Source organism: Bacillus sp. JNUCC-21 (genome assembly GCF_041222765.1).
Taxonomy (GTDB): domain Bacteria; phylum Bacillota; class Bacilli; order Bacillales; family Bacillaceae; genus Bacillus; species Bacillus velezensis.
On sequence record NZ_CP166019.1, the window covers coordinates 2,614,922 to 2,629,595 of the forward strand.

20 protein-coding genes are annotated in these 14,674 nt (G+C 46.4%); 3 read left to right on the forward strand and 17 right to left on the reverse strand.

Features of this window, described 5'->3' with window-relative positions; genetic code table 11:
• Positions 1-4: 4 nt before the first annotated feature.
• The 14 genes from accC to JNUCC21_RS13020 form a co-directional block, all read right to left on the reverse strand.
• Positions 5-1,357 (reverse strand): acetyl-CoA carboxylase biotin carboxylase subunit, encoded by a 1,353-nt coding sequence (accC, locus tag JNUCC21_RS12955; RefSeq protein WP_007408348.1) that lies wholly within the window; start codon positions 1,355-1,357, stop codon positions 5-7.
• 14 nt (positions 1,358-1,371) lie between these two features.
• On the reverse strand, positions 1,372-1,851 hold the full coding sequence (gene accB, locus JNUCC21_RS12960; protein ID WP_007408347.1) for an acetyl-CoA carboxylase biotin carboxyl carrier protein: 480 nt from the start codon (positions 1,849-1,851) through the stop codon (positions 1,372-1,374).
• A gap of 153 nt (positions 1,852-2,004) precedes the next feature.
• Complete coding sequence (locus JNUCC21_RS12965) at positions 2,005-2,655, reverse strand: SpoIIIAH-like family protein (protein WP_025284989.1); 651 nt, start codon at positions 2,653-2,655, stop codon at positions 2,005-2,007.
• Between the two features lie 3 nt (positions 2,656-2,658).
• Positions 2,659-3,351 (reverse strand): stage III sporulation protein AG, encoded by a 693-nt coding sequence (gene spoIIIAG / locus JNUCC21_RS12970; protein WP_033574142.1) that lies wholly within the window; start codon positions 3,349-3,351, stop codon positions 2,659-2,661.
• A complete protein-coding gene (gene spoIIIAF / locus JNUCC21_RS12975) occupies positions 3,344-3,964 on the reverse strand; it encodes a stage III sporulation protein AF (protein WP_003153146.1) in 621 nt (206 codons plus the stop codon). Before spoIIIAF ends, spoIIIAG begins: the two co-directional genes overlap by 8 nt.
• Before the next feature lie 16 nt (positions 3,965-3,980).
• Positions 3,981-5,189, reverse strand: coding sequence for a stage III sporulation protein AE (gene spoIIIAE, locus JNUCC21_RS12980; protein WP_003153145.1), 1,209 nt, complete (start codon positions 5,187-5,189; stop codon positions 3,981-3,983).
• 32 nt (positions 5,190-5,221) lie between these two features.
• Positions 5,222-5,611 (reverse strand): stage III sporulation protein AD, encoded by a 390-nt coding sequence (spoIIIAD, locus tag JNUCC21_RS12985; protein ID WP_071392571.1) that lies wholly within the window; start codon positions 5,609-5,611, stop codon positions 5,222-5,224.
• A gap of 12 nt (positions 5,612-5,623) precedes the next feature.
• Positions 5,624-5,830, reverse strand: a complete 207-nt coding sequence (spoIIIAC, locus tag JNUCC21_RS12990) for a stage III sporulation protein AC (RefSeq protein ID WP_003153142.1) — start codon at positions 5,828-5,830, stop codon at positions 5,624-5,626.
• Positions 5,831-5,852: 22 nt separating this feature from the next.
• Positions 5,853-6,368 carry a stage III sporulation protein SpoIIIAB gene (spoIIIAB, locus tag JNUCC21_RS12995; RefSeq protein ID WP_216061740.1) on the reverse strand — a complete coding sequence of 172 codons (516 nt, stop codon included), beginning with the start codon at positions 6,366-6,368 and terminating at the stop codon, positions 5,853-5,855.
• Complete coding sequence (gene spoIIIAA / locus JNUCC21_RS13000) at positions 6,362-7,285, reverse strand: stage III sporulation protein AA (protein ID WP_007408342.1); 924 nt, start codon at positions 7,283-7,285, stop codon at positions 6,362-6,364. Before spoIIIAA ends, spoIIIAB begins: the two co-directional genes overlap by 7 nt.
• A gap of 77 nt (positions 7,286-7,362) precedes the next feature.
• Positions 7,363-7,644: a YqhV family protein gene (locus tag JNUCC21_RS13005; protein WP_003153124.1), complete on the reverse strand. Its 282-nt coding sequence runs from the start codon at positions 7,642-7,644 to the stop codon at positions 7,363-7,365.
• Between the two features lie 145 nt (positions 7,645-7,789).
• Positions 7,790-8,347, reverse strand: a complete 558-nt coding sequence (efp, locus tag JNUCC21_RS13010) for an elongation factor P (RefSeq protein WP_003153123.1) — start codon at positions 8,345-8,347, stop codon at positions 7,790-7,792.
• Between the two features lie 24 nt (positions 8,348-8,371).
• The gene (locus tag JNUCC21_RS13015) at positions 8,372-9,433 is read right to left on the reverse strand and encodes a Xaa-Pro peptidase family protein (protein ID WP_216061741.1); all 1,062 of its coding nucleotides are present in this window, start codon (positions 9,431-9,433) and stop codon (positions 8,372-8,374) included.
• A 131-nt stretch (positions 9,434-9,564) separates the two neighbouring features.
• Entirely contained in the window at positions 9,565-10,095 is a 531-nt protein-coding gene (locus tag JNUCC21_RS13020; protein WP_108655007.1) for a YqhR family membrane protein, read from the reverse strand.
• 221 nt (positions 10,096-10,316) lie between these two features.
• On the opposite strand from JNUCC21_RS13020, the gene JNUCC21_RS13025 reads away from it, so the two are divergent.
• Entirely contained in the window at positions 10,317-11,273 is a 957-nt protein-coding gene (locus tag JNUCC21_RS13025) for a DUF1385 domain-containing protein (RefSeq protein WP_003153120.1), read from the forward strand.
• A 34-nt stretch (positions 11,274-11,307) separates the two neighbouring features.
• Positions 11,308-11,703: an SA1362 family protein gene (locus JNUCC21_RS13030; protein ID WP_007408340.1), complete on the forward strand. Its 396-nt coding sequence runs from the start codon at positions 11,308-11,310 to the stop codon at positions 11,701-11,703.
• Here JNUCC21_RS13030 and JNUCC21_RS13035 read toward each other — a convergent pair.
• The 3 genes from JNUCC21_RS13035 to JNUCC21_RS13045 form a co-directional block, all read right to left on the reverse strand.
• On the reverse strand, positions 11,700-12,575 hold the full coding sequence (locus tag JNUCC21_RS13035; RefSeq protein WP_012117971.1) for a patatin-like phospholipase family protein: 876 nt from the start codon (positions 12,573-12,575) through the stop codon (positions 11,700-11,702). The genes JNUCC21_RS13030 and JNUCC21_RS13035 overlap by 4 nt on opposite strands.
• A 114-nt stretch (positions 12,576-12,689) precedes the next feature.
• On the reverse strand, positions 12,690-13,118 hold the full coding sequence (gene mntR / locus JNUCC21_RS13040; protein WP_007408338.1) for a transcriptional regulator MntR: 429 nt from the start codon (positions 13,116-13,118) through the stop codon (positions 12,690-12,692).
• 99 nt (positions 13,119-13,217) lie between these two features.
• Positions 13,218-14,054: a biotin/lipoate A/B protein ligase family protein gene (locus JNUCC21_RS13045; RefSeq protein WP_003153114.1), complete on the reverse strand. Its 837-nt coding sequence runs from the start codon at positions 14,052-14,054 to the stop codon at positions 13,218-13,220.
• A gap of 193 nt (positions 14,055-14,247) precedes the next feature.
• Between JNUCC21_RS13045 and JNUCC21_RS13050 the strand changes: the two genes are divergently transcribed.
• On the forward strand, positions 14,248-14,628 hold the full coding sequence (locus JNUCC21_RS13050) for a rhodanese-like domain-containing protein (RefSeq protein ID WP_007408335.1): 381 nt from the start codon (positions 14,248-14,250) through the stop codon (positions 14,626-14,628).
• Positions 14,629-14,674 lie beyond the last annotated feature (46 nt).

Consider the following 14,674-nt stretch of genomic DNA (forward strand, 5'->3'; position numbering starts at 1 on the left):
AAAATTATGAGCCCATTACATCATATGTTTCTAAAAACTTTGTATTAAACTCTCCGCTGACAAATGTTTCGTGTTCAAGCAGTTTCAAATGGAACGGGATCGTCGTTTCAATACCTTCAATCACGAATTCGCTCAGCGCGCGTTTCATCCGTGCGACTGCCTCATCACGCGTTGTTCCGTATGTGATGACTTTAGCAATCATACTGTCATAGTACGGCGGGATCGAATAGCCGGGATATGCGGCTGAATCCACGCGTACGCCGAGCCCGCCCGGCGGCAGGTACATGTTAATTTTACCGGGTGAAGGCATGAAGTTTTTCGCAGGATTTTCAGCGTTGATGCGGCATTCAATCGCCCAGCCGTTAAATTCAACGTCTTCCTGTCTGAGCGAAAGCTCCTGTCCGGATGCCACTTTGATCTGTTCTTTGATCAGATCCGTTCCCGTCACCATTTCTGTGACAGGATGCTCTACTTGAATACGCGTGTTCATTTCCATGAAGTAGTAGCGCTGTTCTCTGTAGTCATAGATGAATTCTACTGTGCCGGCTCCCGTGTAACCGACGGCCTTCGCTGCTTTTACCGCTGCTTCACCCATCTGCTCCCTGATTTCAGAATCAAGCGCAGGTGACGGTGACTCTTCAAGAAGTTTTTGCAGACGTCTTTGGATAGAACAGTCACGCTCTCCGAGATGGATCGTGTTTCCGTAATTATCCGCAAGCACCTGAATTTCAACATGGCGGAAATCTTCTATGTACTTCTCGATGTACACACCCGGATTTCCGAATGCCGTAGCGGCTTCCTGCTGGGTAATCTCAATGCCTTTAATCAGTTCTTCTTCTGTGCGTGCGACCCGGATGCCTTTTCCGCCTCCGCCCGCAGTGGCTTTTATAATGACAGGATACCCAATTTCACCTGCAAGCGAAACCGCTTCTTCCGTATTTTTTATGATTCCTTTTGAACCGGGCACAATCGGCACGCCCGCCAGCTGCATCGTGTCGCGCGCGATATCTTTTGTTCCCATTTTTGAAATGGCGTCAGCCGTAGGGCCGACAAACGTTACGTTTAATTCCTCGCACAGCTCGGCAAAGTCGGCGTTTTCAGCTAAAAACCCGTATCCCGGATGAATCGCATCCGTGCCGGTCAGCTTTGCGACGCTGACGATGTTCGTTACATTTAAATAGCTTTCTTTTGATGTTTTCGGCCCGATACAAAAAGCCTCATCGGCCATTTGGACATGCAGGGCGTCTTTATCTGCCTCAGAATAAACGGCTACAGTTTCAATGCCCAGCTCTTTGCAGGCCCGGATGATTCTGACGGCGATTTCTCCTCGGTTGGCGATCAATAGCTTTTTAATCATAATAGCAGGTCTCCTTACTCAGCTTTTACAAGAAATAGAGGTTGTCCGTATTCGACCAGCTGGCCGTTTTCAACTAACACTTCAACGATTTCTCCTTTTACTTCGGCTTCAATCTCGTTAAAGAGTTTCATTGCTTCTACGATACAAACAACTGTATTTTCGCTCACTTTTGAACCTTGGTTTACGTAAGGGCCGGCTTCCGGCGATGAAGAAGCATAAAACGTTCCGACCATCGGAGACGTAATTTTGTGCAGGTTTTCATCTTGTTTCGGCGCTTCCTGTGCAGGAGCGGCTTCACTCGCTTCCGGTTTTGCAGCCTGCGGAGCAGGTGCGTAAGCGGCGGGAACGGCTTGGGCTTGTCCCGTTACATTCACTGCCGGCGCTTCATTTTTTTTCAGTTTGAGGCTTACGCCTTCAATTTCGTAAACAAATTCGTCGATGGAAGATTCATCGATTCTTTTTATCAGTTCATGAATTTCGTTGATTTTTAACATCAGTTTCCACTCCTATGTATAAAAAATAGAAATTTATGGGTTGCTACTAAAAGTACATACTATGTTTATCTTACAGGAGCGCTTGTGTAAATTCAACACTGATCTAAAATGACATCAGAAAAGCCCGCAGCGGGTGCGGGCGGTTCAGGTCTCTTACTTTGTCGGTTCAAACGTGACGGCGACGTCTTTCATCGTCTTGATTTCTTTTTCCACCAGGTCAATGATAGCGGAAGCTTTTGCGTTTGAATGTTTGTCAGACATGACGGTAATGTTGATTTTGTCTCCTTCAGCATCCACGAGCGCATCTTTGTAGCCTTGTGTTTTAATCAGCGTTTCCAGCTGTTTTTCCGTCCCTTCAGCATTGCTCAGCGCCGTCATTTTATCGTAGGCTTCGCTTTTTTCCTTTGCGGTCGCATCATCGCTTGAAACAATGCTGTTTAACTGTTCCCTTTCTTTGCTTCTCGCGTCTTCAAGCTCCATGCGGTATGCGGTAAATAAGTTTTCATCAGCTGTTTCTGTGGCGATCGTTCCGTCTTTGTCCGATGCTTCGGCTGATGTTTCTTTATCCTCTTTTGTGCCTTTAGAATCTTTCGTTCCTTTTGTGCCGTCTTCTTTTTCCGTGCCGCTTCCGCTCTTATCTTTCGTTTCAGGAGCCGGCGTTTTTTCAGTGGCGACTTCTCCGCTGCTTTTTTCGCTTTTCATCTGCACGGCATTTTTGCTTTCCGGCGACATAATATAATAAACACTTAATACCACAACGAGACTGAGCATTGTTAAAAGCCAAACCGTTTGTTTTTTCAGCATGATTTATGAATCCTCCTTGATTTTTTTAGGGGCAACCGCTACACGGTAGCTCGGAACATCAAGCACCCTTGTGACGGCATCAATGATGGTTTTTTTTATTTGAACGTTGTCCACTCCCTGAGCGACAACGAGTACACCGCGGATATCGGGCTTTTTCGTCTGGACGACGACCGGGGTTTCCTGATCCCCGTTTCGAATCATGACAATTTGTTCTTCAGAGGTTTGATCGGTTACGCTTCTTTTGCCGCCTTCTTTATCGGTTTCTTCAGTGGTGGTGTCTTTTTTCGTTTTATTTTTCTCAAACACTTTCAAAGATGTTGCGTCTACGTTTACGACAATTGAGACATCCTCCACGCCGATAATCGTTTCAAGGATTTCTTTCAGCTGGTTTTCATAGTCTCTTTCGTAATCATCGATCGTGGTTTTTGCGCTGCCGTCTTTCGATGCCTTAAAAACGGGTGCGCTTTTTTGCCCGCTTTTGTCTTCCGTTCGGCCGGACATGACGGTCTGCACCGCTTGGTCCTTCCCGGTTTTCTCCGGTGAAGAGAACAGCTGGCTGACCAGCATAAAAGATACCCCGAGCACAAACACGAACAGAAAGTAATGATATTTTGTCAGTTTTGGTTTTTCTCCGTCTTTCGCCTGTCCGATCATCAGCTGTTTTTTGAGTATGGTCCATAGTCCGTTTTTATTCATGGCCGTTTTTCTCCCCGCCTTCCATATAAACCGTAATTTTCTCACTGCCGATTTCCCATATATCCGCAAGTTTTTCTTTGATGTCTGCGGCCTCTTTTTTGTCGGCTGCGCCTTCCGGTTCGTATTTGCGGTCTGTGCGGATGTCGATCGGTGCGACGGTTTGCACGGTTTTTTCAGAAGATGGGGCCATATACACGCTGATCGTTTTTACATCTTCTTCTGAACGAACCTGTTCTTCCGCTGTAAGGCGGATGTCGTCTATTTTGTATTCGTCATGACTGAACATCTCCTCCGCTTTCTTTTTTAGTTGGACAGCCATTTCTTCTAAAACATATGCGCGGTTTGATGCTTGTATTTCTTTTTTTTCTGATTTAATTTGATTTTTTATATCAGCGGATTGAGATTGCTCTTGTTTTGTCAAATAATCGAAGATGATTTCCGGGTCTGTTTTGAAAAGTTTGAATATCGGGTTGAGCATGACAATGATTAACAGCAGGCTGACAACCATCTTTGCGTATTTTTGCATACTGGAGCTGGGCAGCAGCATGTCGATGACGATGGCGAATAAGATAAATAAAATAATGCTTGTCAGCCATTCTGTTAAAAAGCTCATATCCAATGGGCCTCCTTTATTTCATCATCATAGTGAGGTTGCCTGCTGTAATAATGACTGTGATGCTGAGGAAAAACATGAGAGAGACGATGGCGAGCGCCGCGAAAATATACAGTACGCTTCTGCTGATGACGCCGAGGCACGTAATGACGGGCCCGCCTCCGAGCGGCTGCAGAATAGCGGCCGCGAGCTTATAAATAAAAGCGAGCGAGAGCACTTTGATCGCCGGAAACGCGGAGATGCAGATCAAAATTCCGACTCCGAGGATTCCCACGGTGTTTTTTAATAGGAGCGAGGCGCTGATGACCGTATCCGTCGCATCCGTAAACATCCGGCCGAGTACGGGAATAAAATTGCCTGTTATAAATTTTGCAGTCCTGAGCGTAATCCCGTCCGTCACGGCAGCCGAAGCCCCCTGTACGGAGATGACGCCGAGAAACACGGTGAGGAATACGGCAAGCGCTCCGATCGCGATATTTCTGAGCAGATTGGCAAGCTGCGTGACTTTATATTGATCCGTCATCGTGCTGACGATGCTTAAAATCGCTGACAGGAAGATAAGCGGCATGACGATGTTTTGAATGAGAAGGCCGCTCGTATTCATCAGAAATAAAATAACGGGGTGAAAAAAAGCTGCGGAGACGGCTCCCCCGGAAGACGCCAAAAGCGCGAGTAAAAGCGGGATGAGCGCGAGAATGAAGCTTGTCATCGTCTGGATCGCTTCACTTGCATAATTGACGGCAACATGAAAGCTGTTTAAAGCGAGAATAATCAGCACCATGTAGACGATTGCATAAGCCACTTTGCTGACGGTGCTCTGCTGGAACGCATTTTGCAGGAGCTGCAGAATGACACAAAAAATGGTGAGAAGAATCAAAGTTCCCAGAAGCTTTCCGTTTGCGAGCACTTCATGAAACAAGTATGAAAATAAAGCCTTTAGCCATGCCTCCGGCGAGAACGTTTTTTCTCCGTTAATAAAGTCGATGATGCTTCCCTTTTGGCTTTCAGGCAGAAGACCGCCGTATTCTGTCATGATGTCGTCCCAAAACTTTCCGATGCCTTCTGTTTTCAGCGCTTCGGCCTGCTTTTTCGCCACTTCATCAGCAGATTCTTGGTGAACTGCGGTTTCCTGCGACGCACCGTCTGTTCCGGCAGCTTGTACACATTCAGTCTGAAAAAATAAGAGGATGAACAAAAAAGCTCCCGCCCACCGAAAGCGCTTCATTTTTTGTGCCCCCCTTTCCATTTTATTTTTGATCAAGAAGGAATAAGTCCGAGAATCGTTTCAATAATGACGGTGAGTATCGGCACGGCCATTACCAGTATCAAAATTTTTCCGGCCAGCTCTATTTTCGAAGCAATCGCTCCCTGGCCCGCATCCTTTGTAAGCTGCGCTCCGAATTCAGCGATGTAGGCGATGCCGATAATTTTTAAAATGGTTTCCACATAGACCATATTGACATTTGCATTGACGGCTATTTTTTCTATCATTCTGATAATGTCGTAAATCTGGTCGATGAGATAAAGAAAGATCACGCAGCCGCTGAAGACGACAATCATAAACGCGAAAGTCGGTTTCTGTTCTTTTACGATCAGGGAGAGAAATGTGGCGATCAGGCCTAAACCTACAATTTGAACAATCTCAATCTGTAAGCCCCCCTATCCTTGGAATAGAAACACAGCTTTGATCTTTTTGAACAGGTCATCGACAATCGTCGCCACCATAAATAAAATATAGATAAAGCCAAGCAGCGTCACCCATTGGGCGTATTCTTTTTTTCCCATTTGGTCAAGTATGGTGTGCAGAAACGCAACCACGATACCGACTCCGGCGATTTGAAAAATGACATTTACGTCGACTCCCATTTTATGTTTGCTCCCCTCATGTTTACATCAATAGAAGAATGAGTAACAGTCCGGCTAAAAATCCTAAGCTTTTCACCATTTTTTCATTTTTCGCCTGCGCCCGTCCGGCATCCGCTTCCGCCGCTTCCAAATGTGTAAGCGCAAGCTTGATATGTTTCTGCTGAGAAACACGGTCATGGAGCCCGAGCGTCTCTCCGAATTGCTTCAGCACATCATATTCGCTTTTTTTCATCGCCATGGACGACCAATTATGTTTCAAGCTCTGTTCCCAAGCCGTTTTGGCGGAATCGCATCCCTGCTCAAGCCTTCTGCTGAAAGCTTGAAACAATAACGATACAGGTTTGGAAAGCTGTGCAGCAATTTGTCCCGAGGCGGTATGCAGCGGTGTATGCCCGAACATGATTTCCGCTTCAAGCGATTGGAGCGCCGCGCGCAGCTGACGGATCTGCCTCGGCCTTTCTATATACATTTTGGCGATCTCAAATCCGGTCCAAGTCGTCGCTGTCAGAATAAACACGGCACCCAAAAGCTTCAGCATGTCATCACGCTTTCAGCATGTGGAACAGGTTCCCCATCCTTTCCGTACATCCTGCTGATCGTTCCCGGACCGCGGCGCCTTGACAGTTCAACATACCGGTCAAACACGTTTTCCTCCCAAAGCATTTTCAGCGACGGCCTCTTGACCAAGTCTTTCATATTCCACCCGTGCGCAGATACGATGACGGATACGCCCGCATGGAGCGCCTCCAGCAGCGCTTGTGAGTCTTCCATTCTCCCGATTTCATCCACAATTATGACATCAGGACTCATAGAGCGAATCATCATCATCAGCCCTTCCGCCTTCGGACAGGCATCAAGGACATCGATTCTGCGGCCGAAACTGTGCTGGGGAATGCCCCGCAGGCAGCCGGCAATTTCCGAACGTTCATCTACGATACCTGTCTTTTTTGCGGGAATGCGTTTTGATCCGGTGCTGGAAAGCCGGGCCAAATCACGAAGCAAAGTCGTTTTCCCCGTTTGCGGAGGACCGATGATCAGCGTATTCAGCCAGTTTTCTTTCCATAAGAAAGGAATGAGCGGTTCTGCGATTCCCAGCTTCTCCCGGGCGATTCGGATATTAAAAGAAGTAATATCCCGGAGTCCTTTGACGGCTCCGTTTTCGACGATGACTCTTCCGGCCAGCCCCACACGGTGGCCTCCTCTGATTGTGATATATCCTTTTTTCAGCTCTTCTTCCAGCGTGTACATACTGTAATTGCTGAGCCGGCTGAGGATCAGCTGTGCGTCGCCGGCCGTACAGACATATGACAAATACAAAGGTTGTCCTTTTTGGATCAGTTCAACCGGCCTGTCGACGCGGATTCTGATTTCTTCTGTATCCCGCCTCGCTTCTTCGGGCACGGCGGAGATGGCATCTCTCAATAATTCAGGGAGAACCTCTGTAATCTCATTCAATAGAGTCTCCTCCTTTTTTACCGATTGGCTTCTTTAAAATGTATGATCCGGGACAGACTTTATGACACCCCGGCCCTCTATTTATGCACACCGGCCAAAATCAGCACCACTCCCGCAAAAATCAATATTAATTTTGCATATGAGAGCTGTCCGGCAATCTGATAAATGCCGATCGTCATTGTGATGATAAAGATCAGCGGGCCGACGATTGCCAAAATACTATTCACCACAACCGCCTTTCTGATGTCGTTTGTCAAAAGCATGATAATAGCGGCCGATAATTCAATGAGCGAGGACAAAACTCGTAAACCGGCCATCGTTAAAACAGTAGAATTGATTGAACCAAACAAAAATTTCATTGCAATCCCCCAACTTCAAGCATTTTGTTACACTATATGCTCTAGCTGACGGAAGTAGTCTCACTATTTTCATATAGAAGAAAGATTCAGGCAGAACGCAAAAAAAGCCTGCCCCGTAAAAGGAGCAGACTCCGAATTTCTTTGACTACGCTCTTGACACGTAAGAGCCGTCTGATGTATTTACAACCAGCGTATCGCCTTCGTTCACGAAAAACGGTACGTTTACGACAAGACCTGTTTCCGTTTTGGCAGGTTTTGTGCCGCCTGACGCCGTGTCGCCTTTAATTCCCGGCTCTGTTTCAACAACTTTCAGTTCAACTGTGTTCGGCAGTTCAATACCGAGCGTTTCAGACTGATACATCATGATGTGCACAGACATATTTTCCAGAAGATATTTCAATTCTTCTTCGATTTGGTTTTCGTTCAATTCAAGCTGTTCATATGAGCTTGTATCCATGAACACGTGCTGATCGCCGTTGGCATAAAGATACTGCATCGTTTTTGTTTCGATTTGAGCTTTCGCGACTTTTTCACCTGCACGGAATGTTTTCTCCTGAATAGCGCCCGTGCGGAGGTTACGCAATTTAGAACGGACAAATGCCGCTCCTTTTCCCGGCTTTACGTGCTGGAAGTCAACGACGCGCCAAATGCCGCCGTCTACTTCAATCGTTAGTCCTGTACGAAAATCGTTAACTGAAATCATGTTTGATGTCCTCCTATATTCCGATCACAAAATAATTAATTCTTTAGGGGAATGCGTAATTGTCCGGTTGCCGTCGTCAGTGATGATGATATCATCTTCGATTCTTGCGCCCCCAACTTCCGGTATGTATATGCCCGGCTCAACCGTTACCGCCATGCCCGGCTCAAGAACGGCCGATGACCTGAGAGACAGCCCCGGTGATTCATGGACTTCCATTCCAAACCCGTGTCCTGTCGAATGGCCGAAATACTGTCCGTAGCCTTTTGCGGTGATGTGATCCCTCGTCAGGGCGTCCGCTTCTTTTCCCGTCATGCCGGGTTTAATATGCAGGACACCAAGCGCTTGGGCATCGTATACGACCTGATAAATCTCTTTCAGTTTATCACTTGGCTCTCCGACCGCGACGGTGCGTGTGATATCAGAACAATAGCCTTTATAATAAGCGCCGAAATCGAGCGTGACCAAGTCTCCCTTTTCAATCAATTTGCCGCTTGCCACTCCGTGGGGAAGGCTGGATCTGACTCCCGAGGCGACGATCATATCAAAGGAAGAGCCGTCTGCTCCTTGACGTCTCATATAAAATTCAAGCTCGTTTGCAACTGAAATCTCTGAGATGCCTGGTTTGATAAACGTCAGAATATGTTCAAACGCATCATCCGCAATCTTCGCAGCTTCCTCTAATATCTTAATCTCTTCACTTGACTTAATCAAGCGCAACTTTTCAACGGAATCCGCGACGGGAACCATCTCCGCTTCCTGCAGCACAGCTTGGTAGGATGCATATGTTCCGTACGTCATGCTGTTTTGCTCGAAGCCGAGTTTTTTAATGCCGTACTCAAGAATCGTATCCGCAGCCGTTTGGATTAAGCTTCCGCCGTGCTCGATAATGTCAAAACCCTTCACTTGCGTCTTCGCCTGCTCGGTGTAACGGAAATCCGTGATAAATGCCGCACGTTCTCTCGATATGACCGCAAGGCCTGACGAACCCGTAAATCCCGTCATATACTGCAGATTGGCGGAGCTTGTCACCAACATTCCGTCTATATCCAGCTGACCGAAAAGATTTCGCAATTTCTCAAGTTTCATTCCCTTTCTCCTCCTCGCCGATTCTTGACTGCCGCCTGACAACGCGGGAGCATCCCCGCCCGGTTTTCAGCATAAAAAATGTTCACTTCTCGTGAACATTTTACCATACCGGACAGGGATTATACACTTATTCACTTGTTGCCGAGCGCCCTTGCAAGCTTGTCTGACGTAAGTTCATTGTAGTTGAAGGAAATTGAGTAGCCGACAAACAAACCGTACAGAATGTAAAGGCAAAGCGTCGTCACGATTGTATCTGATTTCAATTCAGTGACGGATTTCACATCTTCGAAAATCGGATTGAATAAGAAAAAAACCGCACACCATAAAATGATGCCGTACACCATCCCCGGCCACATGGTTTTAAAACGTTTCAGGCAGACGAAATAAATGAACGCCCCGGCAATTGAAATGAATCCGATGACAACGATGCTGACCATCGTGCCGAGCCATTGTTTTTTCCATTCTCCGATCATAAACGGCTGAAGAATCATGTTGGGGCTGATCTCTGAAAAATGAAAGACATACCCGAGATAGCCGATCAAACTCCAAAATACACCGCCGGCAAATCCGATACCGCAAATTCTGCCGGTAAATGAAACAGGCTGCTGATCATCATCCTGCTTCTTTTTTTCTTCCTGTTCTGAATGTTTTTCGCTTGTCATCATGGCACCTCCAGTCATAGACTGCCCCAAAATTGAAAAGTCATAAAAAGCTGCGCCATATTTTCATTCAATGAGTAAAATCTAAAGAAACGGGGTATACTGCCTGTAGAAAAAGCATTGATTTTCCGGCTGTCTAACTAGAGGTTTACCGAGGTTTCCTGTACAATAGAGTGAAAGGAAATGGTTAGTAAATCCTAAGAAAACAGGCAGGTTGATAAACAATGTCCAAACAAAAAACGCCCCCTGCATACGGCGGGCAGGCTGTCGTTGAAGGAGTCATGTTCGGCGGCAGAAAAAATTATGTTACCGCCATCCGCAGGAATGACGGAAGCATTGATTTTTTCAAGCTTCCGAGAGTGCCGAACGCCAAGCTTTCGGCTTTAAAAAAGATTCCTTTTTTGCGGGGAATCGTCGCCATCATTGAGGCGAGCGCCAACGGCACAAAGCATTTAAACTTTTCCAGCGAACGATACGGGCTTGATCCTCAGGATGACGCCAAGCTGGAGCAGGAAGATAAGAAGGGTTCTGGCTTATCGATGTTTTTCAGCTTGGCGGTGATCGGCGTTCTGTCGTTTTTGTTCAGCAAATTCGTTTTTACGCTCGTCCCGGTCTTCTTAGCGGAGCTTGTAAGGCCCGTATTTTCCTCAGACGCCGCACAGATCGGAATCGAAAGTCTGTTTAAGCTTATTCTGCTTCTCGGCTACATTTATTTTTTATCAATGACGCCGTTAATTAAAAGAGTGTTTCAATATCATGGAGCCGAACATAAGGTCATAAACTGTTATGAACAGAATTTGCCAATTACAATAGAAAATGTTCAGAAGCAGTCACGGCTTCATTACCGTTGCGGTTCAAGCTTTATTTTATTTACGATCATTGTCGGCATGTTCGTCTATTTACTCGTTCCGACAGATCCTCTTTGGGTGCGGATTTTAGACAGGATTGCGCTTATACCGGTCGTTCTCGGCATCTCCTTTGAAGTGCTCCAGCTGACGAACAGAGTGCGGAATATCCCCGTTTTGAAAGTGCTCGGTTATCCCGGCCTGTGGCTGCAGCTTTTAACGACAAAGGAACCGGCGGATGACCAGGTCGAGGTTGCCATAGAAAGCTTTAACGAGCTTCTCAGACTGGAAGACATTTCAGAACAGAGCGAAAAACCGTCTCACAACGTAATCTGAACCGTTACCGTTATTATTTTGGAGGTGGGCAGTTATGAATCATCGTGTACAACCTTTTTTTGCTGTATTGATAGCGCTTGGCGCATTCGGTTTCATTTATGCGGCGGTAACCAACCCCGGGCAGATGATTTCAAGAGCGATCACCGTTATTATCGCAGGCATCATTATTTATTTTATCGTGAGGACGGTCCTGAACCGCCGCACCGGCCGTGACGGAACCGCTTTCAGAAAAGCGGCCAGACAATCGCGGCTCCGAATGAAGGAGCAAAAAGCGAAGCACCGCGCCGGACACAGAGGCCGGGTCAGCCATTTGCGGAGCGTGCCGAGCAGCAGCAGACCGAAGCCGATGATTCTTAAGAAAAAAAGCCAGACCCAGCTTACCGTCATAGAAGGCAAAAAGAATAAAAAGAAAAACAGAGCGCTTTTTTAATAGCTCCATTGCTTCAAAAATTGCTCTGTTCTGCTTTTTCCTAGCTCAATGAGAGCTAGTTTTTTTTGCGGTGTGAGATGAAACTCCGTCGCCATCACATGTTCCACCGGAATAAAAATAATATTCTGTTCGTACTTTGTCGCGATATGCCTGGCATCATGAGCGTCTTTCATCGTTTCAAACAAAGCCCCGAACAGCTCAAAAGCGTTGCGGATTGATTTTTTCGGGCGCTCTTTTTCGTTGGGCGAAAGCGAAATTCCGATGACCGGCCGTTTGCGTTCTTTTGAATACAGCCAAATCGGGAAATTGCTTAACACGCCGCCGTCAACGACCGTTGAGGTGCCTTTTTCTGTCTTCAGTTTTATCGGTTCAAAAAAATAAGGAATGCTGCAGCTCATTCTGACGGCTCTGGCAACCGGGAACATCTCCGGATTTAATCCGTAGCGGGGAAGATCGTCAGGAAGCACGATCATCGTTCCGTTCGTCAGATCTGAAGCGATGAGACGGAGCGAGCCTTTTTTCAAATCGCCGAACGCGATGATGCCCTTCGCTTTTAATTTATCCGCAATCCATTTTTCCAGCATATCGCCTCTGTATAGTCCGAGGCGCCAATATATCGACACCCACCGCAGGATTTTCAGCGGGAGGAATGAGTATCTCTGATCAAGCAATTGCCTTCCGTCAACCTCATCTATGATGGAATGAACCTCTCTGCTCGTATAGCCCGCAGCGATAAATGCGGCAATAATTGCGCCGGCGCTTGTTCCGGCGAGTCTTTCAAAGCGAAAGCCCTTTTCTTCCAGCGCTTCATAAGCGCCGGCAAGCGCCACCCCCTTTATCCCCCCGCCCGAAAATACGCCGTCAATCTGCATAGCGCGCCCTCTCCCTTCCATCTCAAGGTGTATTATTATTTTAAGAAACGGCTGGGCGAAATAGACCAAAGAATGAAGACATTAAAAAAAGGGCGCCCCATTTCGGGCTGCCCTTTATTCACCGGGATTTTCGGTTTTTTTCTGTACGGATTTCAATTCTTTTTTCCGGCTTTCGTCATCTTCGAAATACTGAACGAGGTCGCCGATGCGGTCAATGCTGTTCCAGCTAAGATGATGTTCGATTCCTTCAACATCATTGTAAATCTTCTCTTCATCAACACCAATGATTCTTAAAAACTGCTCAAGCAATTCGTGTCTGTATACGAGCCGTTTGCCGATCTTTTTGCCTTTTGACGTCAATACGAGCCCGCGATATTTTTCATAAATCAAATACTCGTCTTTATCTAGTTTTTGAACCATTTTCGTTACAGAGGAGGGGTGGACTGCCAAAGCTTCCGCGATATCAGAAACCCGTGCATATCCTTTTTCTTCTATCAGCATATAAATCTGTTCAATATAATCTTCCATACTTGGTGTTGTCATAAGTAACCCTCCCAAAAAGCACCTTAACTTTATAAACCATTACAAGTTTACACTAACGGTCATGAAAAAACAAGGATGCTTCCGGTCTGTCAAGCCTTATCAGCGCTTATAATTCCATTCATCAGACGCGTATTTCGTCTCAGCCAGCTCATTGACAAATGCAAGCTCTTCAGACGTGAGTGTGTAAGGCTCAAGATGAATGTTCAGCCCTTCCTCAAAACCGGCTTTAAAAGCGATTCTGGCCTCATCCATCGTTACCCGTTTCGGCGCTAAGGCGTTGATGGCTACCGCTTTGTTTTTGAAATTCCGCTGCATGCGCTCACGGACTCTGTCGCTCGGATATAAAAACAGATCAAACAGCTTATCCTCATCAATGTCAAGCAGGATGGAACCGTGCTGAAGAATGACGCCTTTTTGGCGTGTCTGTGCGCTTCCGGCAACTTTCCGTCCTTCGACGACCAGTTCATACCACGAAGGCGCATCAAAGCAGACGGACGAGCGCGGATTTTTCAAGCTTTCTTTTTCTTTCTCCGTTCGCGGAATCGCAAAGCAGGCATCAAGTCCAAGGTTTCTGAATCCCTGCAGAATACCTTCTGAAATCACCCGGTACGCCTCTGTCACCGTGGCCGGCATTTCCGGGTGATCCTCTGAAACGATTACGCTGTATGTCAATTCTTTATCATGCAGAACACCCCGTCCGCCTGTCGGTCTTCTGACAAACCCGAGGCCGTGTTTATGTACTGCGTCAAAGTTAATTTCCTTCTTAATATTTTGAAAATACCCGACAGACAAAGTTGCCGGATTCCAGCCGTAAAAACGGATCACCGGAGGAATTTTTTTTTGGCTGTGCCAATATAAAAGCGCTTCATCCAGCGCCATGTTAAATGCCGGGCTTTCATTCCCTGAGTCAATAAACCGCCATGTTTCTTTTTCCATACACTGAACCCTTCTTTATCGTTTTAATAAAATCAGTTTAACAAACTGCCTTGAAAATGAAAAATATTTCGTTTCATTAAGGATGACAATCGCTTCATGCTTTACTATAATAGTATTTGTCCCAAAACGTCCGGTAAGCCTTGTTTTCAGGAAGCGGGGCTTTGATTTTATAAGCTAAAGGAGTAGAATCGCATTGTCTAATATGATTGCTTTAATTATTGTTGCGGCGTTTATCGTTTATATGATCGTGTCGTATTTTTACCAGCAGCGTTTAATGAAAACACTTACGGAAGAGGAATTCCGCGCGGGCTACAGAAAAGCGCAGCTGATTGACGTCCGTGAACCGAATGAATTTGAAGGCGGCCATATTCTCGGCGCGCGCAACATTCCGCTGTCACAGCTGAAACAGCGCAAAAGTGAAATCCGTCCTGATAAACCCGTTTATCTGTACTGCCAAAACAATGTCCGCAGCGGACGCGCGGCACAGACGCTCCGCAAACACGGCTGTAAAGATATTTACAACCTGAAAGGCGGATTTAAAAAATGGGGCGGAAAAATTAAAGCAAAAAACTAATCATAAAAAAGAGCTTCCGTATAAAACGGACAGCTCTTTTTTTTAC